This is a genomic window from Brevibacillus humidisoli, from assembly GCF_020923435.1.
GTDB classification, from domain to species: domain Bacteria; phylum Bacillota; class Bacilli; order Brevibacillales; family Brevibacillaceae; genus Brevibacillus_E; species Brevibacillus_E humidisoli.
The window spans coordinates 1,618,990-1,644,353 of record NZ_CP087263.1 but is presented as its reverse complement, the minus strand read 5'-3'; the positions used below and the strand labels follow the sequence as shown (position 1 = coordinate 1,644,353).

General features: G+C 56.0%; 24 protein-coding genes. All 24 read right to left on the bottom strand.

What is annotated here, in order from left to right; all coding sequences use genetic code 11:
- Position 1 precedes the first annotated feature (1 nt).
- The 24 genes from LOK74_RS08200 to LOK74_RS08085 all read right to left on the bottom strand — a co-directional run bounded on the left by LOK74_RS08200 (position 2) and on the right by LOK74_RS08085 (position 25,347).
- Positions 2-952, bottom strand: coding sequence for an aminoglycoside phosphotransferase family protein (locus LOK74_RS08200; protein ID WP_230046149.1), 951 nt, complete (start codon positions 950-952; stop codon positions 2-4).
- Positions 949-2,550, bottom strand: coding sequence for a M2 family metallopeptidase (locus LOK74_RS08195; RefSeq protein ID WP_230046949.1), 1,602 nt, complete (start codon positions 2,548-2,550; stop codon positions 949-951). The genes LOK74_RS08200 and LOK74_RS08195 overlap by 4 nt, the downstream gene beginning before the upstream one ends.
- A 21-nt stretch (positions 2,551-2,571) precedes the next feature.
- A complete protein-coding gene (locus tag LOK74_RS08190; protein ID WP_230046148.1) occupies positions 2,572-3,390 on the bottom strand; it encodes a sugar phosphate isomerase/epimerase family protein in 819 nt (272 codons plus the stop codon).
- Complete coding sequence (locus tag LOK74_RS08185; RefSeq protein WP_230046147.1) at positions 3,391-4,215, bottom strand: phytanoyl-CoA dioxygenase family protein; 825 nt, start codon at positions 4,213-4,215, stop codon at positions 3,391-3,393.
- 138 nt (positions 4,216-4,353) lie between these two features.
- On the bottom strand, positions 4,354-5,070 hold the full coding sequence (locus LOK74_RS08180; RefSeq protein WP_230046146.1) for a winged helix-turn-helix domain-containing protein: 717 nt from the start codon (positions 5,068-5,070) through the stop codon (positions 4,354-4,356).
- Between the two features lie 4 nt (positions 5,071-5,074).
- A complete protein-coding gene (locus LOK74_RS08175) occupies positions 5,075-6,127 on the bottom strand; it encodes a beta-ketoacyl-[acyl-carrier-protein] synthase family protein (protein WP_230046145.1) in 1,053 nt (350 codons plus the stop codon).
- Positions 6,106-7,071, bottom strand: coding sequence for a 3-oxoacyl-[acyl-carrier-protein] synthase III C-terminal domain-containing protein (locus tag LOK74_RS08170; RefSeq protein WP_230046144.1), 966 nt, complete (start codon positions 7,069-7,071; stop codon positions 6,106-6,108). Before LOK74_RS08170 ends, LOK74_RS08175 begins: the two co-directional genes overlap by 22 nt.
- Positions 7,068-7,877, bottom strand: coding sequence for an FAD binding domain-containing protein (locus LOK74_RS08165; RefSeq protein ID WP_230046143.1), 810 nt, complete (start codon positions 7,875-7,877; stop codon positions 7,068-7,070). The genes LOK74_RS08170 and LOK74_RS08165 overlap by 4 nt, the downstream gene beginning before the upstream one ends.
- The gene (locus LOK74_RS08160; protein ID WP_230046142.1) at positions 7,874-10,231 is read right to left on the bottom strand and encodes a xanthine dehydrogenase family protein molybdopterin-binding subunit; all 2,358 of its coding nucleotides are present in this window, start codon (positions 10,229-10,231) and stop codon (positions 7,874-7,876) included. Before LOK74_RS08160 ends, LOK74_RS08165 begins: the two co-directional genes overlap by 4 nt.
- Positions 10,137-11,267, bottom strand: coding sequence for an XdhC family protein (locus tag LOK74_RS08155; protein ID WP_230046141.1), 1,131 nt, complete (start codon positions 11,265-11,267; stop codon positions 10,137-10,139). The genes LOK74_RS08160 and LOK74_RS08155 overlap by 95 nt, the downstream gene beginning before the upstream one ends.
- A complete protein-coding gene (locus LOK74_RS08150; RefSeq protein WP_230046140.1) occupies positions 11,264-11,746 on the bottom strand; it encodes a (2Fe-2S)-binding protein in 483 nt (160 codons plus the stop codon). The genes LOK74_RS08155 and LOK74_RS08150 overlap by 4 nt, the downstream gene beginning before the upstream one ends.
- A complete protein-coding gene (locus LOK74_RS08145) occupies positions 11,724-12,392 on the bottom strand; it encodes a nucleotidyltransferase family protein (protein ID WP_230046139.1) in 669 nt (222 codons plus the stop codon). Before LOK74_RS08145 ends, LOK74_RS08150 begins: the two co-directional genes overlap by 23 nt.
- Positions 12,367-12,624 (bottom strand): acyl carrier protein, encoded by a 258-nt coding sequence (locus LOK74_RS08140; RefSeq protein WP_230046138.1) that lies wholly within the window; start codon positions 12,622-12,624, stop codon positions 12,367-12,369. The genes LOK74_RS08145 and LOK74_RS08140 overlap by 26 nt, the downstream gene beginning before the upstream one ends.
- 28 nt (positions 12,625-12,652) lie before the next feature.
- Positions 12,653-13,687, bottom strand: coding sequence for an alcohol dehydrogenase catalytic domain-containing protein (locus tag LOK74_RS08135; protein ID WP_230046137.1), 1,035 nt, complete (start codon positions 13,685-13,687; stop codon positions 12,653-12,655).
- Positions 13,688-13,817: 130 nt separating this feature from the next.
- The gene (locus LOK74_RS08130) at positions 13,818-15,605 is read right to left on the bottom strand and encodes a beta-galactosidase trimerization domain-containing protein (RefSeq protein ID WP_230046136.1); all 1,788 of its coding nucleotides are present in this window, start codon (positions 15,603-15,605) and stop codon (positions 13,818-13,820) included.
- A 10-nt stretch (positions 15,606-15,615) separates the two neighbouring features.
- Positions 15,616-16,755, bottom strand: a complete 1,140-nt coding sequence (locus LOK74_RS08125) for a DegT/DnrJ/EryC1/StrS family aminotransferase (RefSeq protein WP_230046135.1) — start codon at positions 16,753-16,755, stop codon at positions 15,616-15,618.
- Positions 16,740-17,534 (bottom strand): nucleotidyltransferase family protein, encoded by a 795-nt coding sequence (locus tag LOK74_RS08120; RefSeq protein ID WP_230046134.1) that lies wholly within the window; start codon positions 17,532-17,534, stop codon positions 16,740-16,742. The genes LOK74_RS08125 and LOK74_RS08120 overlap by 16 nt, the downstream gene beginning before the upstream one ends.
- 13 nt (positions 17,535-17,547) lie before the next feature.
- The gene (locus LOK74_RS08115; protein WP_230046133.1) at positions 17,548-18,630 is read right to left on the bottom strand and encodes a glycosyltransferase family 4 protein; all 1,083 of its coding nucleotides are present in this window, start codon (positions 18,628-18,630) and stop codon (positions 17,548-17,550) included.
- Positions 18,627-19,604 (bottom strand): NAD-dependent epimerase/dehydratase family protein, encoded by a 978-nt coding sequence (locus LOK74_RS08110; RefSeq protein ID WP_230046132.1) that lies wholly within the window; start codon positions 19,602-19,604, stop codon positions 18,627-18,629. The genes LOK74_RS08115 and LOK74_RS08110 overlap by 4 nt, the downstream gene beginning before the upstream one ends.
- On the bottom strand, positions 19,597-20,931 hold the full coding sequence (locus tag LOK74_RS08105; protein ID WP_230046131.1) for a nucleotide sugar dehydrogenase: 1,335 nt from the start codon (positions 20,929-20,931) through the stop codon (positions 19,597-19,599). Before LOK74_RS08105 ends, LOK74_RS08110 begins: the two co-directional genes overlap by 8 nt.
- Positions 20,918-22,333 carry a class I adenylate-forming enzyme family protein gene (locus LOK74_RS08100; RefSeq protein WP_230046130.1) on the bottom strand — a complete coding sequence of 472 codons (1,416 nt, stop codon included), beginning with the start codon at positions 22,331-22,333 and terminating at the stop codon, positions 20,918-20,920. The genes LOK74_RS08105 and LOK74_RS08100 overlap by 14 nt, the downstream gene beginning before the upstream one ends.
- Positions 22,334-22,365: 32 nt before the next feature.
- Positions 22,366-24,117: a CRTAC1 family protein gene (locus tag LOK74_RS08095; protein ID WP_420908744.1), complete on the bottom strand. Its 1,752-nt coding sequence runs from the start codon at positions 24,115-24,117 to the stop codon at positions 22,366-22,368.
- A gap of 23 nt (positions 24,118-24,140) precedes the next feature.
- Complete coding sequence (locus LOK74_RS08090; RefSeq protein WP_230046128.1) at positions 24,141-25,118, bottom strand: DUF1702 family protein; 978 nt, start codon at positions 25,116-25,118, stop codon at positions 24,141-24,143.
- Positions 25,102-25,347, bottom strand: coding sequence for an acyl carrier protein (locus tag LOK74_RS08085; RefSeq protein ID WP_230046127.1), 246 nt, complete (start codon positions 25,345-25,347; stop codon positions 25,102-25,104). Before LOK74_RS08085 ends, LOK74_RS08090 begins: the two co-directional genes overlap by 17 nt.
- Positions 25,348-25,364: the final 17 nt, after the last annotated feature.

Genomic DNA, 25,364 nt, shown 5'->3' with positions numbered 1-25,364 from the left:
ATCAGTCATATAGACAGCTGCACAGAAGCAGTGTTCCCAAGGCGTACATCGCCATCTGCCTGTCCGGTCGGTCACTGTGCAGCGGCAGCATGGAGAGAAACAGCAGCGACTCGATCAGCCGCACCTCGGCCAGCCTTTTATCCAAACAGCGATCCCACATCTGTCGCAGGGCCCGCTGCGCCAGATTGTCGGCAAGCGACAGAGCGATGCTCTGCCCGGAAAGACTTACTGTAAATCGGTCGCGCACAATGTTGTCAAAACCACTCAGACTGTGCCGGATCTTGGCCAGATCGTAACGAACGTCGCCGAACAATCCTGGAGCGCCAAAACTGCCGCGCGGGTCGATCAGCTTGATCGAACGGCTGTCGTGATCGTATAAAATATTGGGAAAACAGTAATCGCCGTGAATGATCTGAAACCTCCCCTCGTACAGCAAGCGGTCGATGGCAGCTCTCTCCCGCTCCAGGACGAGGCTGGGACACGGCAGACGACGACCGTTTATCTCCTGAAATCCCCTCTCCAACATCGCCGAGGCCCACTCACTGGAACGGATGAACTGACCCAAACGTTGGTGTGTCTTGGTCATGTACATTGTTTCATAGGAAGTGATATCCGGTTCACGGGAATAGGCTGTAAACTGGCGCACGACCTCGCGCAGATCCTCAAACACCTTTTCCCATTCCAGCAGTTGGCTGCTCCCTTCCACCGTCAGGTAGCTGTCAGTCAACGTGGGCCACGGGATGTATTCCATCGTGACAAAAACATTACCCGGTTCTAGCGAGTAGTCGTAGATAGCTGGAATCAACGATTTGCAGCGGGAAGGAAGATCGAGATACCAGCAGATTTCATCGGTCAGCTTCCGTTCATCAGTGCTCCGCTTTGTCACGCTACGTTCTCCCTCGTCATAGACGAGTTGGTTGAAGTAGCGGGCGTGCATCTCGGGCATCGTCATGCCAATCTGTCCCTCGCGGAAAGATTGTGCCCATCTGCCACCTGCGCGATCAACGGGGCGACCGTGACCGGTTCGCCACAGAATAACGGGAGAAGCTGATCCCATCGCTTGGAGGCACCGGGAGAAAAAAGCGTTGCTTGCAGCCGATGGAACGCCTCCCTGCTGGGCCATCCCTCTCCGACTTGTTGAAAGGCAGAGAGGAGTTGAGCAGCAGCAATCTCCCCAAGCAGGTAGTTCTGATAGTAAACCGGCAGTGTGCTGAGATGCGCCTTGGCTGCCCAATGCGGGAGATCCCACTCGTCGGGCCGGCGGACTCCTTGTACCTCTTCGACCAAGTCCCACCAGCATTGATTCAACTGCTGTCCGGGATTTGTATACAACTCCCGCTCAAACAACACGACCGTCATCGTCCAGTACAGTTTGATCAACCGGTTTCGCCGACTCCATTTGTCGAGACGCTCCTGATCCGGCAGCCGTTTACAGCCAAGTCGCCTCAGCCACTCTCTATCGCAAGCTAACCGCTCAAACAACAGCGCCACTGCTTCACTTAGAAATGTATGGCCAGGTTGCCGCAGGGCATAGGGCAGATCTGAATCGATGCCGATTTCATAGGCGGCATGCCCCAGCTCATGCAACAGCAGCGGCAATCCATCTCCCCCCTGTTCCAGATGGCAGGAGAGACGGACATCCCCTGCCCGATCGAGGTGAAGGGAGAAGCTGGCCGGGCTTTTGTCGGGGCGACTGTATACATCGGAGCGCTTGAGCAGTGGTCCGATCGCGAGACCATAGCCTGCAAACAGGTCGGTTAGCCGTTCTTCAAACGAATCTCCAACTGACAGCTCTGGCAACACGACATCCATCGCCTGCTGCTGGAAAAACGGATGCTGATAATGCCAGGGCTTGATCTGGCTGACGGCGATCTGAAACTGCTGCGCTACCTCCGCATCCACTTCCGCCTTCACCTGTCGATACAGGGGATCCAACTCGTCTCGAAGTGTACGGATCATCTGGGACAGCTGCCGCCAGTCCAGCTCTTGGGTGGCCAGTTTTACGTCGTGATAGTTGTCGTAACCGGCATGTTGTGCCATCTCGTTACGCAGTTGGACTAAGGTGAGCAGCTCCGGCGCAACCTCTTCTCCCATGCGCATCCATGCTTTCCAGACCTCTTTCCGCTGTGCCTGGTCTCGCTCCCCTGCCAGCACAGACAATACCTGCTGTTCGGTCAGCGAGCGATCGCCGATTGTGGCCCGACAGGTGCTGATCGTGTAAACGAGCTGACTCCAACATGCGGCAATCTGGCGGCGAAGCTGAGATGGTCCCTGCTGCTCCATCATCTCAAGCCAGAGACATTGCAGGACGCGCTGCTCAAGCTCGGAGAGTCCGGACTGCCTGTGCTGTGCTGTGCCGCATACCCGCTGACGCAAAGCGTCTGATGCGAGATACTCCTGGTAGGCTAGTTCGTCCGCTTCGTACTGTTCCGCCCACTCTGCCTGCCCTGTGGTTAGCAGCTCCCACAGGGAGGTAATCATTCGTCGATAAAGCTTGCTTAACCGCAGTTGTTCTGACTGACAAACCATCCCTGCTCCTCTCACGCCCATCACCCCGTTTTTCCTGCTGGTTCAATCGGTCTGACCAAGCTGCCGAAGGTAGCGGAGATTGTGAGCCGCACTCTCATAAGGCGAAACACGAGGTTTCTCGGTCTCAACCGTCAACCATCCCGCATAACGATATGCCCTCAGTGCCTGAAACAATTCTCGCAGATCAAGTTCGCCATCGCCCAGATCACAAGGTTCCGTTTGCAAGCGGCGGCTGTCGCCACCACTTGCCGTCCTAGCGTCCCGCAGGTGGATGCAGGAGATCCGTGATGCGTAATCGGCCACCAGTGTTGTCACTTCTACACCAGCTTCGGCACAGTGCCAGAGATCGGGCACGAGGCTGATCTCTTCCGGACCGTACTGCATCACGTAATCAATCTCTTCACGGGTAAAGATGCTTGTCCCGATATGCGGATGAATACCCACCTGGATTCCCCGCTCCCCATAACGGCGGGTCACCTGCATCACCATCTCCGTCATCTGCCGCAGGTCATCCACGGTCGGTCCAGATCGCTTGCGGAGCGTTCCCGAGCTTAAGACCACCAGTTGGATACCTACTCGCTCCATCAACCGTGCAAGCTGATCGTGATGGATGAGCACCTCCCGACGGCGGGTCCGGTTTTCAAAATGGCCAAACTCAAACACCGCCGAAACCGTCAGAGCGTGCTGTGCCAAAAGCTCCTGCCACTTGTCTGGTTCCTCTTTATAGTGGAACAGCGTCCTGCTGCCAAGTTCACACGCCGTAAACCCAAGTGCCGAGATCTCGTCCATCCCTTTGACGAACTGCTCACCCCACGCAGCCAGGTGGCAGGATACAGAACGACTCTGTACCGTCCGCACCACCTAGTGGATCTTTCCTTTCTCCGGAAAGTAAATCTTGCGCCATGTTGTAATGTCTCCCTGCGTCGCCACTGCCTTGGGAGTGGGATTGAGCCGCCTGCGCACGCGCTCTCCTTTGCTGTTGACCAGCATATTGTGATTTAAGGTAATCCGCTCGACGCTGCTGGCCGCATAGTGCGTCACAAAAGACTGACGAAAGCTGTGGCGGGTCTGATTCTTATGGGAACCGTGATAGGTGTTGCCGGTGAAGTAAACGACATCGCCGGGCTCTGTTTCCAAACTGATCGTCTTGTACCCGTCCGGGATCGAGATGGTGTGGGGAAAGTGGTACTCATCACCCTCAATCGGCACCGGCACAGCCAGTTCAAAGCGATGGGAACCGGGCACCAGGAACAGCCCTCCGTTTTCCTTCGTGGAGTGCTCCAGACTGACCCATGCCGTGTACGTGGTGCCGGGAGTCACGCCGATATCGTAGTTGTCTTGGTGCAAAGGAAGCCCTCTGCCTCCAGGCGCCTTGAAGTAGTAGACGGTTTGAATCACCAGTGCCTCTTCTCCGATCAACTGCTCCACCACCCCGCGGGTCCGCTCGTCCAGCATGTAGCGAGCGGCAACGTCATTCACGCGGTGGTGGTTGCTGAGACGAGGATACAAGCTTTCCACCGGTCTCGCCTTGTCTTGGGCGATTTCACCCTCCGCCACCATCTCTAGCCACAGTTTTCGATACTCTTCCTTGATCTCATCAATCTCTTGTTGAGAAAATAGCCCTTTTACGATCAAGTATCCTTCCTGTTCAAAAAATGCCTTCTGTTCTGAACTGATCTGCGGCATGTGCTCACCTCTTCATTTGCATTTCGTCATGATACTTTGATTGTACGAAGGGAATCATCCGATTTTCTCGGCTTTCCTTGACACTCGGCCGTCCAGACTGTGCGCATCAACGATCTGCGGACGGCCCGGCGTTCGCCATCAGTAGTTGACCAGAAAGCGGGTATCCTCCTGCAAAAGCGTGTAGCCGATTCCTTTGCGATGGATGATCAGATTGCAGTCGGTCTGTTTCGAATACAGCTTGCGCCGCAGTTTAAAGATATACTGGCGGGCATTTTCCGGAGAGGTATACTCGTCCCAGACAGACAGCAAGATATCTTTGATCGTCACAAACCGCCCCCGGTTCTTCAAGAAGTACTGAAGCAGTTCAAACTCCTTGCCAGGCAGCGAGTAGATTTGACCATGGTTGTCCAGGTACTTGAGGTCGAGATTGAGGATAATTCCTGGCATGAGTACGATTTCATTGTCCGTCACGGGGTGACATGCTTTGACCGGCCTGTCCGCTGCCACCAGAAACCGGCGGATCGCATCCACCTGTGCGTCCTCCTGCCCAGAACGGTGCAGCACTTCTACTTTTTGGGCCAACCTGTCTGCCAGCGGATGTTCTCGTATATCCTCCGTGATTAGCATCAGGCGCAGGCCGGGATAATCGTTGATCAGTCGTTCACAGAATAAAATCTGATCATGGCCCAAGGCAGGAACAAACCAGACGATACTGTGAAAGGAGAAGCCTTCTTTCAACAGGCAGACCAATGAGGAAAGATCGCCCAGGTGGAGCACATCTGCCCCTGTTGCACGTAAAGATTCCCTTACCAGAAAGGGAAGGGTTAGATCAGCACTAACGGCAGCTACTCTCATCCTATCAACCTCCATTCTCCTCAAGCACCGCTGACGATGCTTGTTCCGTTTTCCGCAGCAGGACGGCACCCAATCCGTGATCGATGCTGGCCCAGAGCATAACAATCCATTGGCCATCCCACACCTCCCCAAGCTCTTCCATCTGCCGCAGGGTAACAATGGGATCACTTCCGAGCAAGTTTACCTGCTCCCATCCCTGACGCAGCTTAACCGTTATGTTGAAGGAGTCAGCCATCTGACACAAGGCAGCGGTAAACGCTGCAGAGACCGACTGAACCACCAGCCAATCAGGCCGCGGTGTACCGCCTGTCAGCTCGTCGATCAGCGCTGCTGCCAACTGAATCAGCTGCTGCTCCGCTTCTTCGTAATCGGACACATCCCACTGCTGGACTGGTTTCGGAAGGCAGTGTGGCATGATCCGATACCCAGCCACCTGATAATCGCCACAGCCGCTGGCAAGCAGGATGCCAGCGGCACTGTCCCCTTTGGGATAACCGCTATGTACGGAGCGGGGAAACGGTGGCACGATGCAATCAACCGTCACCAAAAGCAGTCTTCTGACTGACTCCACCCTGATAAAAGCATCCGCAATCTCCATGGCTGACAAACTGGCCAAACTGCCTTGAAATCCAAGCGAAAAGGGGAGACAACGCCTCATTCCCAGAATATTTCTAATCTTCAAAGCAGGAAGCACACTATCGCTCGCCTCCACTGACTCGTGAGCATACAGAAACAGATCAATCTCCGGCAGCGGCAGCTGATCCCGCTTGCTGTCAAGCAGCTCCAACGCTAAATCAGAATGACTGCCGCCGCTGTAAACCGGGATTCGCTCACCTAGATTTGTCCCCTGTATCGATTGGACTTCGCGGGATGTACGCCCGCTTTGCCGGTTATCTTCATACAGCCAGTGAAGCGGGTTGTTATGCCGATCATCACTAGGGTGTGTTCGCGGCGATGAACCCTCGTGTGTCGAGGGAACATGCATCCCTACGATGGACAGGAACAATCGCTCCGGTCGGTTCCACCCCTTGATGCCTAGCAGCGATGCAGCGCACAACCGTACATCCCCCCCAACCCAATCGAGATCGTCACGTAGAAATCGCTGCGACGGATCAGCCCGTCACGTCCGGCACTCATCAGATTGTACAGAAGATCAGAACCGTACAGGTGCCCAACTTCCGGGATCGTCTGCGTATAGAAACGCTCGATCGGCAGATTGAGCATTTCCGCCATTCGTTCCCAGGTTCGTTGGTTGACGTTGCCCCCGATCAGCAAACGGATGTCCTCCAGTTGCAGATCCGTCTCTTTTAACAGTCGCAGCAGCATTTGCCGAATCGCAAAGTAATAGGTTGTATTGAACCAGTCTACATCGTCCGGATCAGCCTTTGGATCAACCAGATTGAGCACGTGCAGCAATTGATGCTCCGAACATCCACGCTCCAGGTAACAGGCACTGGCACAATCTCCAAGCAGGGAATCAGGGATCCTTCTGAGCGAAGGATGAAACGCCTTGTCGGCGGCAACCAACAGAATCCCCTGCAAATCCGGTTGACTGGAAAACAAGTTTTGACAGACACGCAGCGCGAGGTGAAAAGAAGCGCAGTTGTGCTGTGACACGGAAAGCACATGAGTCTGCTGCAGGCCGTAGTCGTGAATCAGCTTGCGAAACAGGTTGCGATCATGCCAATAGAGTTGGGACGTGCGCAAAAAAACCAGTTTGTCAACCCGCTTCTGTTTCTGCTGGAGGCGCGAGAGAAGCGGTGCACATGCTTCCACAATCATCTCTTCCAAACATCGCTCCCGTTCGATCGGCACGCTGTGGAATCGATAAGCATCTCTGAACCGGTTGAGATCTTCTTCCGAGAACGAATAGCCGCTTTCTCGGATCATCTCGGCTACCCGGTCCAGTGTCACCCTCTCTTCGGGTATATAAATGGAGAAATCGGCGATCCCGCATACTCCCTGAAAACCCGATTCACTTTGATGGGCCGTCGTTCTCATCTCGCTTCCTCCGCCAGATGCTCATCCAGTAAGCGCTGAGCGAGCCGCTGGGCGATATGTTTTTTATAAGGCGTCGCCGACGGTTCCCGAACCGATGCGATCACCTGCTCGACACGTTTGCTCTCCTGTCTGCGCAAAACGGTTCCGGCTCTAGGCGAGAACGTCACCACCAGAGGCAGCGCGGTGATGCCGCTGACTGCCAGCCGAAGCTCGCCGTTTTCCAATTGGGCCAAGGCGGCGCAAACGGTTTCGCCCATCCTGATCGGTTGCTTGTAAAACCGACTGCGGCGGCTTTTGTTTACCACTACCCACTTTATGATCTCGCCGCTTCGCAAGTTGGTACGGTACCGCCCGGAAAGCCAGTCTCGAACAGGCACGTCCCTCTCCCCCTCTCGGGAAACGAGTTGGATGAAACCGTCTGCCGCGTACAGGACGGGCCAGTAGTCACCCCAGGAATCTCCGTAAGCAGCCGTCCCTCCGACTGTCGCCCGGTTTCGCACCTGCAGATCAGCGATGATGGTGGCCGCTTCTGTCAACGCAGGCAAGCAATGTCTGACAGCTGTGCTGGCCGACAGTTGGGCATGGGTGACACACGCTCCAATCCACAGCTGATCGGCGCTTTCTTTGAGCCGAGCGAGTTCCGCAATCCGCCCTAAGTCAATCAAACTTGTCGGCACAATCTCCATTCTGCTCAGCTGATTGATCACCACCTGACCGCCAGAGAGCAAAACCGCATCTGGATGAAAGGACAGAAGCTCTGTTGCTTCCGCCAGCGAACAGGGAGCCGCGTACTTCATCTGATTCATCTCTGTTCCCTCCCTGTCTGGCATAGCTGCCACAACTTTTCCGGCGAAGCCGGTATATCGACATGCTCGACACCATAGTTGGAGAGCGCGTCAACAATCGCGTTGATCACGGCGGGATGGGCGGCTATCGTTCCCGACTCTCCGACACCCTTTACTCCGAGCGGATTGACGGGCGTCGGCGTAGACACGTGTTCTGTGCTGATCGGCGGAACATCCGCCGCTTTTGGCAGGTGATAGGAGCGAAAGGAATCGGTGATGAGCTGACCCGTCTGCTCGTCCTGTACGATTTGTTCATACAGGGCGGCTCCGATTCCCTGCACGATGCCTCCGACGATCTGTCCGGCGGCGATCTGCTCATGCAGCACCCGCCCGCAGTCATCTACAGCCGTATACTGCAGGATCGTTGGCTGGCCGGTGTCTGTATCCACTTCAACGATGCAGATGTGAGTACCGGACGGATACGTGTAAGAGGTTGGCTCGTAAAAGACCGTCGCTTCCAGGCCAGGTTCCATGCCGGCGGGCAGATCGTGAGCGAGATAGAGACGCTGTGCCACTTCCATCAGACTAATCTTGTGAATTCCGCAGTGATAACTGCCTCCGCTAAAGGAAATCTGACTGCCGTCCTGCTGCCAGAGGTGCGCCAAGTATCGTCGCCCCTTGGCGATCAACCGTTCACAGGCTTGGTAGATCGCACTTCCAGCAACCGCCGCGCTCCGGCTGCCAAACGTGCCCCCGCCCCAGGGAGCATGCACAGTGGTCCCGGTCACCACCATCACGTGCTCGCGGGAAACACCCAGCGTACGTTCTACCAGCATCGACCAGACCGTATGGTGTCCCTGCCCGGACGGACAGGAACCGGAGATGACGGTGACCGCTCCTGTCGGATGAACCCGGATGACAGCCGTATCAAATCCACCCGTCATCAAACCGAGTGCAGCATGATGCGGGGACGGGCTGTTCCCGCAAAACTCCACATAGCTGGAGATGCCGATCCCGATCTGATGCCTGTCGCCTCGCCCGCGCCTGGCCCGCTGTACGTCACGCCAGTGCTTCAGACGGCTCTTTTGGACCGCTGTTTTCAGCGCCTGACGGTAATCGCCGGAGTCGTATCGCAGGCCGGTGACGACCTGATAGGGGAACTCCTTTTTGCTGATAAAGTTGCGCAACCGGACCGCGAGAGGGTCTTTTCCGCACTTTCGCGCAACCATATCGACGATCCGCTCAACCAGATAAACGGCTTCCGGACGACCTGCCCCCCGGTAGGCGTCGGTGTAGGCCTGATTCGTGTAATACCCTTGTACCCGTACCTTTATATAGGGAATCCGGTAGCAGCCCGACAACATCTGAGCCGTAAACAGCGGCATGCCGGGTGTGGCTGCCTGCAGATAGGCGCCCATATTGGCATGCAATGTCACGTCCAGCCCAAGCAGCCTGCCGCGGCGGGTATGGTAGACGCGAACGTCCTGGATCTGGTCGCGACCGTGCGTCATGGCCATGAAGTTTTCGGTACGGGTTTCCTGATAGCGAAGCGTGATGCCAAGCCGTTTGGCGAAGTAGGCGACCAGCAGTTCTTCACGGTAGACGTTCATTTTTCCGCCGAAAGCGCCGCCCACATCGGGACTGGTCACAGCGATCCGCGACTCCGGGTGGGGCAGGACAGCAGCCAACGAAAGGCGCAGGACGTGCGGAAACTGAGTGGACGACCAGACGTGCAGGAAATCGTCTTCCCGGTCATAACGGGCCACTACTCCTCTAGGTTCGAGCGGCAGTGGCGCCACCCGGGGAACGATCAACCGCTGCGAAAACGAAGCGTCGGCACTCTCAATCGCCTGTCGGTCTCCGTATTCCCGCTCCCAGCGAAAGGCGATATTGTCATCTATCCCCGGATGGACCTGCACTTCCTTTCCCTGATCGCTGATCGCCTGCAGCAGACTTGCCACTGCCGGCAACGGGCGGTAGCTGACTTGTACCCGCTTTGCGGCTAGACGGGCTGTTTTCTCTGAATCAGCGATCACCATCGCGATCGGCTCGCCGGGAAAGCGGACTTTCTCTGTTGCCAGCAGAGGATGTCCGGGATTTTGCAATCCTTCAATCGGCCAGACCATCGGCACCTGCCCCAGTGACGGCTCAAGGTCGGTCCCGCTGTAGACTCCGATCACCCCAGGCAGTCGAGCGGCTTCTGTGGAGATCTCAACAATCTGGGCATGGGCCTCGCTGCTTCGCACAAAGGCGACGTGGTAGGCATCAGGGAACGACAGGTCAGCCAAGTATCGTCCCTTTCCGCTGAGAAACCGGCTGTCCTCGCTCCGCAGGATTGGTTTGTCTTTGTATGGTTTGCTCTGCTTCGCTTCCATCGCCCTGCCTCCTTCCCGGCCTGTTTTGAAAAGAAAGCACCTGACTCACAATACTTAAGGCAATCTCCTCCGGCGTCTCGGCTCCAATCGGCAGTCCGACCGGACAGTGGATCCTCTCCGCTTGTTCGGGTAGGATGTCGGCTGCGAACAAACGCAAGCGGGATTTGTTCCCTAGCACGCCAATGTAGCGAAGCCCCCGCTGCAGGGCCGCTTCTACGCTCAGCCGGTCGTACTCTAGATGGTGGCTCATCGCCACGAATGGTGTATGAGGAGAAAAGCGGGCCAGCAATCCGTCCCAATCATTCCGATTGCGTCCGATCTGATGCAGCACTACATCTGCAGCAGCAAACCGATTCGGCTCCAGATAGGCCGAGCGGAAGTCACACAGATGGACTTGATATCCGATCGCCGTGGCAAAGCGAACGACTGGGATCGTATCATTTCCCGCTCCTGCCAGCAGCAGTTTGCGGATTGGCGGCACTTGCTGCCGGTAGTAGACAGCACCTGTTTTTTCATCGGTTGACAACCCTGATAGACCAGATGCAGGCAATGACTGTATGAACCACTCGCTTCCCCGGTCGGTATGGATCGGACATCCATCGATGAAGAAGGCCCGGACGCCAACGAGTTCGGCAGGACCGTCAAGTACAATCAGATGGGAGATCGCCAACTCCTGCTCCAGTGCCCGCTCCAGCTCACTCCGGTACGGCTGCAGCCAGTCTGTGCGCGTCAGCAAAATGCGCATGTCACCGTTGCAGCCGGACTGATCATCGGCAAACGGATCGAGAGTGGAGTATCGAAGGTACTCAACGAGTTGAAACGGCTTCTCCGTATGTAATAGCTGCAAACAACGCTCGACGATGTCCTGCTCCAAACAGCCGCCGCTAAGCTGTCCCCAACAGTTGCCGGAACGATCGACGATCATCTCCGCCCCCACTTTGCGATACGTCGATCCACATGTCTGCACAACGGAGGCCAGGATCACCTCGTTACCTGCCTCCCACGCCGCCAGCAGTTGTCGATACACGTGCATCATCGCTGCTCACCATCGAGACGATGGAGTACCTGCTCAATCGCATTCAGAATTGGCTGATAGCCGGTACAGCGGCAGTAGTTTCCCGTCAATTGTTCAGCGATTTGCTTCCTGTCCATCGGCTTGCCTGCTCTGATCAACTCGGCTGACGTGAGCAGAAAACCGGGCGTACAAAACCCGCATTGGATCGCAAAGCATTCCTGGAAGGCTTGCCGCAGCATGGGGAAATCGTCATCACGCAATCCCTCGACTGTCAGCACCTCACGTTGGTCGCACTGAACGGCCAGTACGCTGCATGATTTCACCGCTCTACCGTCCAGCAGCACAGTGCATGCCCCGCAGGAAACCGTATCGCAGCCAATGTGGGTCCCGGTTAATCCCCTCTGCTGTCGGAGAAAGTCGACCAATGTCTGATCAGCTTCTACCGTACACGGCACTCGGCTGCCATTTAGCACCATCTCAATCGGCACGTAGCTTTGCATGCTTTCTCCTCCCGTATACACTCCTCAACAAGGCATAGTCACGCTGTGTATCTACGTCAAACACGGCCCACCTGTCAGCAACGGACAGTGTAACCACTTCAGGACTCTTCTCAAGCAGTTCGCCCAACCCTCGATCTCCGCTGATGGCAAACGCCTGTGCACGTACCTTTGGCGAGAGCAGCACCGGGTGTGCCGGCTGCCCGCGATACTGCAGCCGTACGGTTTTCCCCCCCGTAAGGCAGTACGTGGTGAGCAGGGCTTTCAACAGTTCATCCGTAACCAGCGGCTGGTCAGCCAGCATGATGTAGCAGGGATGACGAATCGGAACAGAGGAAAGACCTACTTTGAGTGAGGTAGACAGACCGAGGTGGAACAGCGGATTGTACACCGTCCGTACCCTCAACATCAGATCGGGGGGCAGGGAAGACCGCAGTTCCTCCGCCGCATGACCCAGAACCAGCACGACGGGTCGGCATCCATGTGCGACAGCGATTTCCACCACATGCTGCAGCATCGTCTTTTCCCCCAGTGGCAGCAATGATTTCGGCAGTCCCATCCGGCTGGCCATGCCAGCCGCAAGAATCACTGCCGCTGGCCGCTCCCCCCGCCGATCGACCCGGTTATCCTCTCTGCTTGGTTTGTTCATACAGGTAATCGATCAAGCTGCCCAAAGTACGCTTGTCATCGGACACAGCGCTTGTGTAGTCAATCTCCAGTTGAAACGTATTCTCCAGATCGACAAACACTTTCATAAACTGGACGGAATTGAGCTGCAGTTCCGGCGAACCAAAAACGGATCGGGTCGTTGCGCGAGAAACATCGACGCCATTTGCCGCTAGGATCGCTCGTACGTTTTGCTCTACCTGTTCCCGGTTCATCGCGTTCTCCTCCTGATTTGATCGTGCGCTACGGTGTCAGTACCACTTTTACCGCCTGCTGCGATGCAAACAGCCGATAGGCGTGCTCCACTTCTTCAAGCGACAGACGGTGGCTAATGATCTTCGCCGGAGTGAGTTGCCCCTGCTCGATCAGTTGCAGTAACCGTTCGGCGTAGGCGATCGGGTTTCCGACAACAAAGTGAAGCGACAATTCTCTGGCAAAGGCGTCCTCCGTGTCAAACGGCATCTGTCTGGAATGGTGAGCTCCGGCGCACACAACCGTTCCCGCAGGACGAACCAGCCTGAGAGCAAGTGTCAGTGCCTCATCTGAGCCCACTGCTTCCATCACCACATCGGCGCCGCGCTGCTCCGTTGCCTCCTTGATCTGCTGGAGCTGATCGGGATGAAGCGGTTGAGCGCCGATTTCACGGGCTATGGCATGACGACGGAGGTTGGGCTCAACTACGTAAACGGCCGACGGTTGATACAGCTGCGCGCACATCGCAGCCATCAGACCGACCGGTCCACCTCCCACGACGACCACTGTGTCGCCTGCTTTGATGGACGCTTTTTCCGTGCTGGCATATCCTGTGCTCAAAATGTCACCGACAAACAGCGCCTCTTCATCTGCTATCGCTTCCGGTATCTTGAACAAGGTGGTATCAGCGTACGGTACACGCACCAGTTCGCTCTGGCCTCCAGGTGTATAGCTCCCCACCACCTCCCCGTAGCCAAACAGGGAAGCAGAGGGACAATGGTAAGACAGGTTCCGTTGGCAGTACCAGCAGGAGCCGCAGGCGATCAAATCGGAGGCCACCACACGATCCCCCACCTTGACACGGCTGACTGCCTCACCGATGGCAACGACCTCCCCGGTAAACTCATGTCCCATCACGGTTCCAGTCGGAAAGCCGGGGAGATGACCACGATACGGGTGCAGATCAGTGCCGCAAATCGCTGTTAGCGTCACTTTGACCAAAGCGTCTGATGCTGACTCGATTTGCGGTGCAGCCACTTCCTTGAGCAGGACCTTCTCTGGTCCCATCCAGACTGCCGCTTTCATCTCCATCCCCCTATTCACGCATTTCTGCTCGGTTGTCTGATGATTCCACACTGTCGACTTATATTCCAGACCTGCCCTTGATTGCCAATTCAATTCTTCCATACCAGTACCATACAACGCTTGACACCTGTCACACTCTTCTTTTGTTGACACATATCAGGCCCTTTTTTGCAATCGTTACCACTTGGTCTTCCTTCCCAGCAGTAACAAGCGTACCGGTTACGTCCCGATCCGTATGGTTGATCAGGAAATACCGCTCCCCATCTCCTGTGCGAAATCGATGGAGTTCCACATCGGGAGAGGTAAAGAAGACCGATGGCAGCGCCTTGGCATCCTTTAACAGTTCCAGATACAGATACCGGTACGGCTCATCTCCCCCGCTTTCCGCGTCGTCGAGCATCATCTCAATCGGCGCATTCACGTAGTACGCATTTCCTTTGCCCAAATGGTATTTCGTCAGCGCGGGGTGCAGAGAGTGCCGATAGCGCGACAACATCTCGGCTGAGCCCGTCTGGATAATCGGAATCTGATCAAAACCTGCTTGCCGCCAATCGATCGGGTAGCTGCGACCGCGCCAGCTAAACTGTTCCTGCTGTGATATGTCGCGGGTAAAGTCTCGCAGTCTTATCCCAAACAGTTCCTCTCCGCCAAACCCGTACAAATAGCTGCCAGGGGTGTAAATCAGCGTGCCGCCGTTCTCAACAAAAGCAGACAGACGATCAATATCGGACTGGGTAATCTGCTGCAAACAGGGGACAATCACCGCCTTGTATCGATCAAGCTGGTCTGTGACAAACGACATGGGCACGTGCAGTCTGGTCAGCAGCAGGAAGGCATGGAACAACGGTTCCAGGTACGATTTGCCCGCCCCTGACGCCGACAAGCGCCCTGTCCGAAACCATTGGGGCAGATAGATGGCGGCAGCAGGTGGAACGGGTATGCCTTCTGCGGCCAACCGGGCAGTCTTGCGGCACTCCTGCAGCGCAGCGGCGCTTGGCTTTGCTGTCCCGTCAGCGGCATAAAAGCCAACATCTTTTTCTCCTGGCCGCCAGACGTACGGTTTGTCCCGTGTGACGAAATCCTGCCAACACCAGGCGACAAGCCCTTCTGCACCGTGGAGCAGCGCACTGGTGCCGCTCGTGCGAACATAATCAGCGCGAATCGCTTCGCTGGCCCCGTACAAGCCGTATTCATCGATCAGTGGCCTGCTGTAAGCCGCAGCCAGCTTGGTCAAAAACGGCACATAGAGCGAAGCCCTATATGAACTGTTGGCGGAAAGGGCAAATGGCGCCCAAAGCGGAAAACCGTGAATCGCCAACAGATCGCACTGCCCAGCGATCAGTTCAGCAGTGAAGACATGTTCGCCATTTAGCGCGGAATGATCGTTGGCCATGATCACCCTAGCTGCAGGATCGCCACGTTTGATCGCTGCGACCATCCTCTCCAACCAGCGGGCTGCCGCCGACCGTTCCAGTTTCACAGCTGAAGGCAGGTCAACATAAGGCAGCTCATCACCAATGTCGTAGGCGAACACGTTGTTGCAAGCGGCCAGAGTGGCGGCTACCTTCTGCAGATATCGCTCCGCCCGCTCCGTCATCTCTGGGTCACTCCACAGACAGCGGCCGTTGCGCCAGTCCAGGTCAAATAGTTGTCCATTCATCCAGATCGTCATTAGCGAGGGGATACAGTGCAGTTGGTACGAGGCAGCCGTCTGGACAAACCGATGCAGCAGCTCAAATGCCTGCTGGTTATACTGCCCTGGCTCCGGCTCGAAATCGCGCCAAAATAAAAAGAAGCGGACCAAATCGCAACCTTCCTTCGCCATCTGGGCCAGATCGCGCTCGATTTCGGAGAAGTCCCTGATCGTCCAGTACGCGCAGCCCTGTCGAGAAGGATGATAATTGTAACCGATCAGCATGACCAAACACCTACTTTACCAGGTTTTGCAGCAGATGATCACAGACGTAGTCAACCTGTGCCGCGGTCAAGTCAGGATGCAGGGGAAGTGACAACTGCCGTTCTGCGATTTCCTCCGCCACCGGACAATCCCCCGGTTTTGTTTCCAAACACTCCTGATAGAAGCGAAACAGATGACAGGGCAGATAATGAACACTGGTTTGAATGCCTGCTTCTTTTAACTGCTGCATCAAGCGGACGCGGTCTGCCGTTTGCGGCAGAAGGATCGGCATGATATGATGACTGCCCGTTTCCGGGTCAGCCTGGCGATACGGCAGATGTACAGGTTCCGACAACCGTTCCCGATAGCGGTGGGCTAGTGAAACCCGTACCGCTTGTCCAGCAGCATGCTTATTTAGCTGCACGCGGCCAATCGCTGCTGCCAGATCGCTGATCCGATAGTTGAGGCCAAGCCCTTCGATGTCATAAAAGCTGGATCGGCCGGCATGTTTGGACCATGAACTGGCAGCCATGTAGTGCGAACGAAACAATCGCGCTTTTTGCACAAGCCGGGGATTGTCGCTGTACACCATTCCCCCTTCGCCAGTCGTCACATTCTTGGTGGAAAAGAAACTGTAGCAGCCGATGTCGCCTATGGTGCCGATCCCGCCCCAAGGCGTATGGACGAAGGGACCGTGCGCGGCATCTTCGATCACCCGCAGTTGGTGGCGACGGGCGATCCGCATGATCTCCCCCATGTCCGCGCTGTAACCGCCGTAATGCACGGCGATCACCGCTTTCGTGCGGGGGGTAATCTTCCGTTCCACATCCTGTGGGTCCAGACTGAAATCATCAAGACTTTTACTATCGACAAAGACTGGCTTGGCCCCGTTCAGCAAGACAACGGCTGCACAGGCGACAAAGGTGAGCGAGGGAACCAAAACTTCGTCCCCGGGACCAATCTCCAGTGCGTGCAGAGCAGTATGCAGCGCAGCGGTGCCGCTGCTCACGGCAACAGCTTCGCCTGCTCCTCCGAGCATCTGTACGAATTCCGCTTCAAACGCTTCCGTCTGCTCTCCCATGCTGAGCCATCTTCTGCGCAGCACATCTGTGACGGCTGTTATTTCTTCCTCGCCGATTGACAGACCATACAAGGTTACTTTCCAGTCCATTCGCTGTCCTCTCCACTTCTTGGCAGATCAGCCGCTTCCGCAGCCGTGTTGCTTTGTTCGCTTGCATCAATCCTCTCATCCGGCAGCAGCAGTCGGCGGTTTTGTTCAAAGAACCGGGCGGCCTGCTGAAACTGGCTGATCGTCCCGATATCCATCCAGATGCCGCGGTGGACCTGACTTGAGACCGTCTGTCGGTTTTTTAGCAGGACCTGTATCAAGTCCGGTACATCCATCCTGTCCTCTGTCAGGTAAGCGACCGCCTTCCGACTCAACATGTAGATGCCAGAGGAGATCAGCTGGCGCTCAGTTGGCTTCTCCCGGTAAGCGAGCAGCCGCCCCTGACTGTCCGTCTCAACCACGCCAAACGATGAGGAGTGGTCTCGTTCGTACAGCAGTGCGGTCAGAATCGCCCCAGAGTCGAGATGAGTTTGCTGTAGCCGGTAAAAGTTGAGATCTGTCAGCACATCAGCGTTCATCAGCAAAAAATGTTCGTCCAGATCGTCGATCAGCCGCAGTGCACCCGCAGTACCAAGCGGCCGCTCCTCTTGGATATAATCGATCGCTAGGCCCCATTCGCTACCATTGCCAAAGTAATTACGAATCAGCCTCGCCGCATAGTGAAGCGTCACCGTCACCCGCGTATAGCCAGACGAGGCTAATTGCCGCAATATGATTTCCAATATCGGAGTGCCGTCTAGCGGCAGTAGTGGCTTGGGCAACACATTGGTATAAGGCAGCAGGCGTACGCCCCTGCCTCCGGCCATGATGACAGCCCGCATCCGATCCCCTCCTTTACCGCTGACCGCCGACTACCTGTTTGTAGATAGCAGCCACTTGCTGACTGACGTTTTCCCACGAGTGACAGCGTGCCACCCGTTCTTTTCCGTTCTCTCCCATGCGGCGCCGCAGCGACTTGTCGCGCAGCAGCGTCACCACTCCCTCTGCCACCGCAGCTTGATTGGCATCGACGATCAACCCGTCAATCCCTTGCCGAACCACATCCTCCGCCCCGGCCATGCGGGAAGCGATCACCGGTTTTCCATAAGCCCACGCCTCCAAAAAAACGAGCGGAAAGACATCGGCAAGCGACGGCAGACAGAGCAGATCGCAGGCGGCCAAAGCTGCGCCCTTCTCCGCTTCCGATACCTGCGGCAGCGCTAGAACGCGCCGCTCATCCCGGTACTGGGCAAGAAACGCTTGCGACTCCGCCGTATCTGATCCGATCAGCGCAAAGCGGACCCGAGGATCGTGCCTCCAGATGCTGGCCGACGCCTGCAGGATCAGTTGGTAGCCTTTGCTGGGCAGCTTTCGCCCCAGAAAGAGCACCAGTGGCGCATCATCAGGTACCCCATGCCGTTGGCGAAAGTCATCTGTTGTCTTCTCAGGCAGAAACGGAGCATTAGGCAGCAACGTGAGGCGAACAGGTGGTACTGCTGCAAGCTGAAGAATCTGCTCTCGCTCCGCCTCGGTCAGCACAAAGAGGTGATCAGCCATCCGGCAAGCGCTGATCGCAGAAAGCTCGCACTCCCAAAACGACCGATCTGTAGCCGGTGTCAGCACCAGCGGCAGTCCGCTTTCCTGCTTCAACTGGATCGCCCAGCGCAAAAAGGAACGATCGGAAAAGTCGAACAAATGGATGATCTGAAAGCGATTCTCCACCAGAGGCAGCCGCCAATCCGTCTCATTATCCGGGAGAGTGATCGTATGCAACCCTCCGTCCCTCGCTTCCTTTATCTCCGATACGCTTTGGCTCACGTAGACAAGTGTGATCGATACACCATGGTTGCGCATCAGCCAACGGGCCGTTTGCCAGGCCATGTTGTCCGCTCCTGCTACAGAAGGGTGCTGGCTGTGAATCAGCATAAGCACGTTCATTGCTCTCTATCACCCAAGTACTGTTCATACCAGGCATATGTACGCGCCAATCCGTCTGTCAAAGGCACGAACGTTAGAGGGCCAAGCAGGCTCGACAGGAGGGTGATATCCGGGCAGCGCCGATCAGGCGATCCTAAGGGGGCTTTCCGGTAGTCAAATGGAGCCTGATAGCCTGCGACCGCAAACAAACGTCTGCACAGTTGTTCCATGTTGATCTCTTCCTCTGGATTGCCTACGTTGACGATGTGATGTCCACCTCCGGGGAGTGTGCCGATCCGATAGGTGGCCGAGACGGCATCGGATACGTAACAGAAAGCACGCGTCTGGTTTGGGCCGTAGACGCGGAACGGATTCTCTCTGCCCAGAATCCGGCTGATCCACTGGGGAATGACATGATCAAACCCCATCCGGGGTCCGTACACATTGTGGTAACGGACGATCCGCGCTGCAAAGTTGTACTGTTTGGCATAGTTGAGCGTAATCAGTTCGCCGACAATCTTGGACCCGGCGTAAGAATAGCGCGGAATGTCAGGATCGGCGATCACCAGCGGCACCTCTTCTCGCGTCGGAATCGGCAGATGGCCCCATTGCGCGGCACCGTGATACGTTTCGCTGGACGATGCGAACAGCACCGTTTCCGGCTGTCGCTCGGCACACCAGTCCAACACCTGCACCGTACTTAACAGATTGGTCCTCAATACCTTGTGCGGCATGTTGTTGGCATACGCAACACCGTTGATCGCAGCCAGATGGTAGACGTACCGGTATTCCTGATCCAGCGGCAACTGGGTCAAAGGCTGGGTGAGATCCGCCTGTACGAAGCGAATCTCTTTTTCCAGCTTGGCAAACTCTAGGTCCCGTTTGCTGCGAAACAGATTGTCTACGACCGTTACCTCATAGCCTTGCTCCAGGAGATGGGCTGCGAGGTGAAAACCTATAAAACCAACTCCGCCTGTGACGAGCACTCTATCCACCAAATCCCACCCCCATGTAGTGAATGCCATTATGCTGCGATCCCTTCAGATGTTCTATCCGCTGCTTGTAGACACCCCACAGATCGTACAGCAGCAGTTGATGTTCTCCGCTCAACGCTTCTTCCAATGCGAACATGCCGTAATCACGATGATCGTTGAGAATCAGAACCAAGTCAGACGTTTCGATCGCTTGCGCTAATGTAACCGGCGTGAGCCCGTGCGCTCCGATTACGGCATCATCGAGGACGAAATCGTGCCCTTGCAGATGCTGTACACCGCGGGCTTTCAGTGGGGGGAGGAGTTCCCACAGTATGCTGCCGCGCAGATCATCCGTTTCCGGCTTCCCTTTATAAGCAAGTCCGGACAACGTCACTTTCAGCTCAGACCAGCTGCGCTGTTGCTGCAGCAGCACGTGCTCTACCTGCTGCAGGATCATCTCCGGAATCGACTCGTTCACGGCCCGCGCTGCCGCGATCAATCGAGGCTGATAACCAGACAGCTCAGCTGTATACAGCAAATGGTAGGGGTCCTTGGTCAAACAAGATCCCCCGACAAAGCCGGGGCGCGCAATCGGTGGACGTGGGTAATGATGGTTGGCCGCTTCGATGATTTCGTGAGCATCCAGTCCTACGGCGGCGGCAACCCCGGCCACTTCGTTGGCGAAACTGTAGCGAACATCGGTATGTGCATTGCATGCCAGCTTAACCAGTTCGGCAGCTTCGTAGGAGGAGACACGAATCACTTCGGTACCCAACCGGGAGAAGAGCGCCTCCGCCCGCGCGAAACTGGCCGCATCGTCTGCGCCGATCACTTGCGGAAGAGAGAGCAGTTCTTCCAATGCTTTGCCTTGTATCGTACGCTCCGGTGCGACGACCAACTGCGGGCTGCGGTTGTGTCGTCGCAAGATCGGCAAAACAACGGAGCGCGTCGTACCGACCGGTACTGTGCTTCTGATCACGACCAGACTCTCGTCGGTTATTCGTTGTGCAACCTGCTCCACTGCCAGCTTGAGTGCCACGAGGTTGGGCCGGCTCTGCACGCGATCATACGGGGTGCCTACGCAGATCACGGCTGTCTTGATCTGAGTCGGCCATTCATCGGAAACCTGAAAGCGGCTGTCTTCGGAATCACTTACGCACTGATGGATAATCTCGTCCACCCCTGGTTCCAGCAGATGAATCTGCCCTCTCTGCAGTTGACGCCGAACGCTTTCCTGGGCTTCTATTCCGTAAACCCAAGCTCCTTTTGCCAGAAAAGCGGCTGCCAGGGTTAATCCAACATACCCCATTCCAACGATACAGACTGCATCCGGGCTACGAGTCGACATGTGCTTCCCTCCCCTCCTCGTCGTCGGTGGCTACAGACGTCTTCCATCCGCGATGAAGTCCCTCTGCGTAGTGGAACTCTTGCGGAATCTTGTAAGAGGCCAGATGCTGCGATAAATAGTGACGCAGCTCCGTCAGATCAAGCTGCCGACGCGTCTCAAGATAAGCGATAAGCTTTTCTCCCGCGAGTGGATCGGCCGCGCCAATAACTTGTGCTTCCCGTACGTCGCTGTGTCTGAGCAGAACCTCACGAACTTCCTCCAGATTCACCTTGCGCCCGGCCAGGTTCACGAACTGACTGACTCTACCGACTAGATAGACGCGCCGTTCCTGGACCGCTCCGATGTCACCTGTTACAAAGTAACGGGTTCGCCTATGGCAATCCTTCTCACCTACATAACCGGCGAACAGTGTATCACTTGCCACAGCCAGCCTACCCTCATCGGTCACCGCCACATCCACCCCCGGCAAGAGAAAACCAGTTGCACCAGTCCCGTCCATCACTAGTGGATGCTGTGCGGCGATTGCCCCCGTCTCCGTACTGCCGTACAACGGCAGGATACGCCTTCCATATTTCGCCTGAAAAGCTTTCGCTGTCTCTTCCTTTAGTGGACCTCCGGAACAGATGGGAAGCGACAGGGAGTCCAACTGTTCCGCCTTGATCATCTGGGACTGCGATAACCACTCGTACTGCTGCGGCACAGCGAACAAGACGGTACAGCGATTGCGCATGACTTCCTCCGCGATCTGGCGTGGGGAGGGATGTCGGCAGACGTACAGGGTTCCACCTGCGGCAAGCGAGCCCAGCAAAGCGCCGATCAAACCGAAGCTGTGGAAAAAAGGGACGGCTGAGAGGATACGATCGTGACGAGTCAGGTGAAACCACCGTTGGTACTTCCCCGCTCCTCGCCAAAGAGAGGAATAGGGAATTCTCGCCGCCTTCATCGGACCGCTTGAACCGGAGGTCAACAGCAGCAGATGGTTGCTGAACCGAGCCTGTCTGAGCGTACCGGGAAGTGTATCAAAAATCTGACTGTAACAGAGTGAACGCTGTTTTGAGGCCTCGGCAGACTGCTGTTCGTCAGCTGACGCGTCTGGGGTGATCCAGAGATCAACTCCCGCGAGCCGACCCACCCGCAGCCGTTCACTTGGTGTCAGCGAGGGATCGAGAGGAAGCAGCGGTGCGCGCAGTTCCAGCAGGCTCAACAGAAGGATGATCGATGATACCGATTGATCGACGACCAGGCCGATCGTACGAGCATCCTCCATTCCTGCACCGATCAAACTTTTCCTGCAGCTGGCTACCCTCTTTGCCAGCTGATCGTATGGTAACGCGTCGATCCCATCGTTCAGCGCTGCTTGGTGTGGATCTGCTTCTGCGAGCCGTTTGGCGATCCAACTCACGTGCTCCCCTCCCGTCTGTGCTCCTTTGTCAGTTATGATTGATTCGACTCGATTGGCCCTGCTTTCTCCTTGATCGTCAGAACCTGATTGGCTGGTACGTCATGGAACTCCTCGACACGGCCGCTTGGCCATCTCACGGTCAGCTTGTCCACTTTTTGTGCGGAACCCAGTCCGAAGTGCAGGCGCGGATCGCTCTGAGCTCCGTGACTGTTCCCTCCGTCCCGCTCCATAATGGTCTGCACACCATTTACTTCAAAGATTACACGGGTGCCGACAGCGTCCCGGTTGCTCGGTGCGGTCCCCTCCAGATCCAGCTTGATCCAGTTGTTCTGTACCTTCGGTTGATTCTTATAGATACGGGCTGGTCCGCCCTGGTTGGCGAAGACCAGATCGAGTACCCCTCGGTTAAACAGGTCGACAGCTGCCACGCCGCGACTGTCTTCCACAAAGGTAATGCCTACATCCGCAGCAATGTCTTGGAACGATTCTCCATCGTTGTAATACAAGTGTTTCTGTTCGTAACCGGACAAGCTTTTATCACCAAACGTCGGCCAGTTCCGGGCATCTTCAATGATGTTGCCGGGCGTCGTCGCCAATGTTCCCAGGTCAAACCAGTAATCCCGCTCCTTGCTGGCCGAGATGAAACCGTTGGTCACCATCAGACTGAAGTTCCCGCTGTTGTCAGCGTCAAAGAATCGAGCACCCCAGCTAAAGCCAGCCACATTGATGCCCAACTCCTCTGCACGGTCGACGTACTCTCCCTTGTCGTTTCGATGCCAGAGCTGGTTGCCTTCCAGGATGTAGCGACGTTTGCTCACGTTGCTGATGTAGAACGCTAGGTTGCCATCGTGGAACAGGTCGGCAAAGTCAACATTCATCCCCTTGAACGTGTCATCGCCGATCCCGGCGTGCTGCACCACTTTGCGGAACCCTTTGCCCTCCTGATTCAGGTAAAGCACATCAGGACCGAAATCGTTGGCATTGTAGATGTCCGGCCAGCCGTCGTTGTCAATATCGGCGGAGCCGGTCGCCAACGTCCAGCCAGTGTCGCCCACCTGCATCTCCTCAGACACATCGGTAAAGGTGCCGTCTCCGTTATTGCGGTACAAGACGTTGGGACTGCCGTTGCGGGCGCGTTCAAAGTCGTTGTGCATGATCTTGGTGGTAGTCAGATTCCACAGGTCGTTTCGTTCGTGAAAGTAGTTCCCCAGGTAGAGGTCCAGATGGCCGTCGCGATTGTAGTCCAGAGTGATTGCCTTGGCGACGTAGCCTTTGTAACCGACTCCGGCCTGGTCCGTAATATCGGTAAAGGTGCCGTCTCCGTTGTTTTGAAACAGCTTGCTCTTGCCCCACGCGCCGACAAACAAGTCGGGATCGCCGGAATTGTTGAAATCGAACCAGACAGCCGTTTCCGATATACCGTCGTGATTGATGTCCGCTACTCCGGCCTGCTCGGCAACATCCGTAAAAGTGCCGTCCCCGTTGTTTTTGTACAGCGCGTTTTTGCTGCCTTTTCGCGAATTGACGTAATACAGATCCATCCAGCCGTCGCCGTTGTAGTCCCCTACTCCTACAGCTGCACCGGTAGAGACCAGCCAGGGCATGATGTTGTCCACTTTGCTGTCAAACGTGGCCTTTTCGTGAACAAAGGTAACCCCCGCCTCCTCGGCAATCTCCTCAAAAGTAAAAGCGTACTCTCGTTTCTCCTCTGCTTTCTGTCCAAGACAGCCAGTCGTACTTGCGACAAGCAGTAGTGTCAACAGCACGTACCCGAACGTTCTCACTCGCATATCTCCCCTCGCTCCTCCTATATCGTTAACAGCCTTCTCGTTTCATCGATCCAGCGGCTGTAGAACAGTTCGCTGGATGTGATCTCGCTTACCCGTTGGCGAGCCGTGTGCACCGCAGCGACCATTTGCTCGATCTGCTCCGGCAAACCGGCAGGATAGCCAGCAAGCATCTGCTGGTAATATGGGCGGTTTTGCAGCCGCCTCGTCTCCCAGCCAAAGGCGAGCCCTTGGTCAAAAGCAGGATGATAAACAGGTTCTACAAGCGAACGGGCATGTGCCGGCCAGTCCGGATAGTCAAAGGCGCTGTAGGCAATGGCAAGGCCGACTCCACTGTACACATCTGCACGCACAGAGGAGGGTAGTCTTCCGACCGCCTGTACGGTTTGTTCGCTATCAAACTGGTTGAGAAACCACAAGCTTCGTCCAAATCCCTGCCAACAGACTCGCTGCTCGTCTGGAGCAAAACGGGAAAAGCGATCGATCGCCATTGTGATATCCGCCTTGTGAAACAAACCGGTCTTAAACCCGACCCCGTCATAAATGATCAGCGCAAAGTGAGGATGCAGGACAGCCAGGCGCCGTCTGTACTTCTCCGATCGATATCGGTAGCGCGTGTGCAGCCACCAGCCGAGTCCTACGTAGTACTGATAGATGTAACCGGGATCAATCTGTCGGATGTCGTATTCAAAGGTGAGCCGCCCCTTGCGGATCACATCGCTTCTAGCGGCAAGTCCCATCCCCAGCCCCTCATAGGCAAAGCCCCGATAGAAGGGATCAAAGCGCTGATCGAGCTCGGTGCGAATCTCCCTCACTGAGAGCTCGGTGCGCAAACCACTGTTGTACCCGGTAAAAAACGCCTGCAGAACGATTGCAAATCGCTCATTGTAAAAGGAACGTCCATCAGGGCGGAGGAACTGTCGTTCGTAGCGGGAAGGGTCTTGATGCAGCAGGCGGAAAAACAGGCTGGCCACCATGCGTTTAGCTCGCTCGCTCATCGATAACCTGCAGGATGTCGCGCAGATTTTTCATTTGCGCCAGCTCCTCTTCGCTCAGACGCACACCGTACTCGCGCTCCAGATGGACAGCCAACTGCAGTGCCATCAGCGAGTCGACGCCGAGTGCGGCAAATGGCTCATCAAGAGCGGCCTCATCCAGCTCCGTCTCCGTCAGCTCGCCAACTACCTCGAGAAGACTTTCTTTTACCTGTTCGATGTCTACATTCATCGGTTGACACTCCTTTG

What these genes read in the sequence shown, in the direction of transcription:
- LOK74_RS08200 (WP_230046149.1), bottom strand. Translation starts at nt 952, where the DNA reads ATGACGATGCCCGAGATGCACGCCCGCTACTTCAACCAACTCGTCTAT.
- LOK74_RS08195 (WP_230046949.1), bottom strand. Translation starts at nt 2,550, where the DNA reads ATGGGCGTGAGAGGAGCAGGGATGGTTTGTCAGTCAGAACAACTGCGG.
- LOK74_RS08185 (WP_230046147.1), bottom strand. Translation starts at nt 4,215, where the DNA reads ATGCCGCAGATCAGTTCAGAACAGAAGGCATTTTTTGAACAGGAAGGA.
- LOK74_RS08180 (WP_230046146.1), bottom strand. Translation starts at nt 5,070, where the DNA reads ATGAGAGTAGCTGCCGTTAGTGCTGATCTAACCCTTCCCTTTCTGGTA.
- LOK74_RS08170 (WP_230046144.1), bottom strand. Translation starts at nt 7,071, where the DNA reads ATGAGAACGACGGCCCATCAAAGTGAATCGGGTTTTCAGGGAGTATGC.
- LOK74_RS08165 (WP_230046143.1), bottom strand. Translation starts at nt 7,877, where the DNA reads ATGAATCAGATGAAGTACGCGGCTCCCTGTTCGCTGGCGGAAGCAACA.
- LOK74_RS08160 (WP_230046142.1), bottom strand. Translation starts at nt 10,231, where the DNA reads ATGGAAGCGAAGCAGAGCAAACCATACAAAGACAAACCAATCCTGCGG.
- LOK74_RS08155 (WP_230046141.1), bottom strand. Translation starts at nt 11,267, where the DNA reads ATGATGCACGTGTATCGACAACTGCTGGCGGCGTGGGAGGCAGGTAAC.
- LOK74_RS08150 (WP_230046140.1), bottom strand. Translation starts at nt 11,746, where the DNA reads ATGCAAAGCTACGTGCCGATTGAGATGGTGCTAAATGGCAGCCGAGTG.
- LOK74_RS08145 (WP_230046139.1), bottom strand. Translation starts at nt 12,392, where the DNA reads ATGAACAAACCAAGCAGAGAGGATAACCGGGTCGATCGGCGGGGGGAG.
- LOK74_RS08140 (WP_230046138.1), bottom strand. Translation starts at nt 12,624, where the DNA reads ATGAACCGGGAACAGGTAGAGCAAAACGTACGAGCGATCCTAGCGGCA.
- LOK74_RS08135 (WP_230046137.1), bottom strand. Translation starts at nt 13,687, where the DNA reads ATGAAAGCGGCAGTCTGGATGGGACCAGAGAAGGTCCTGCTCAAGGAA.
- LOK74_RS08130 (WP_230046136.1), bottom strand. Translation starts at nt 15,605, where the DNA reads ATGCTGATCGGTTACAATTATCATCCTTCTCGACAGGGCTGCGCGTAC.
- LOK74_RS08125 (WP_230046135.1), bottom strand. Translation starts at nt 16,755, where the DNA reads ATGGACTGGAAAGTAACCTTGTATGGTCTGTCAATCGGCGAGGAAGAA.
- LOK74_RS08120 (WP_230046134.1), bottom strand. Translation starts at nt 17,534, where the DNA reads ATGCGGGCTGTCATCATGGCCGGAGGCAGGGGCGTACGCCTGCTGCCT.
- LOK74_RS08115 (WP_230046133.1), bottom strand. Translation starts at nt 18,630, where the DNA reads ATGAACGTGCTTATGCTGATTCACAGCCAGCACCCTTCTGTAGCAGGA.
- LOK74_RS08105 (WP_230046131.1), bottom strand. Translation starts at nt 20,931, where the DNA reads ATGTCGACTCGTAGCCCGGATGCAGTCTGTATCGTTGGAATGGGGTAT.
- LOK74_RS08090 (WP_230046128.1), bottom strand. Translation starts at nt 25,118, where the DNA reads ATGAGCGAGCGAGCTAAACGCATGGTGGCCAGCCTGTTTTTCCGCCTG.
- LOK74_RS08085 (WP_230046127.1), bottom strand. Translation starts at nt 25,347, where the DNA reads ATGAATGTAGACATCGAACAGGTAAAAGAAAGTCTTCTCGAGGTAGTT.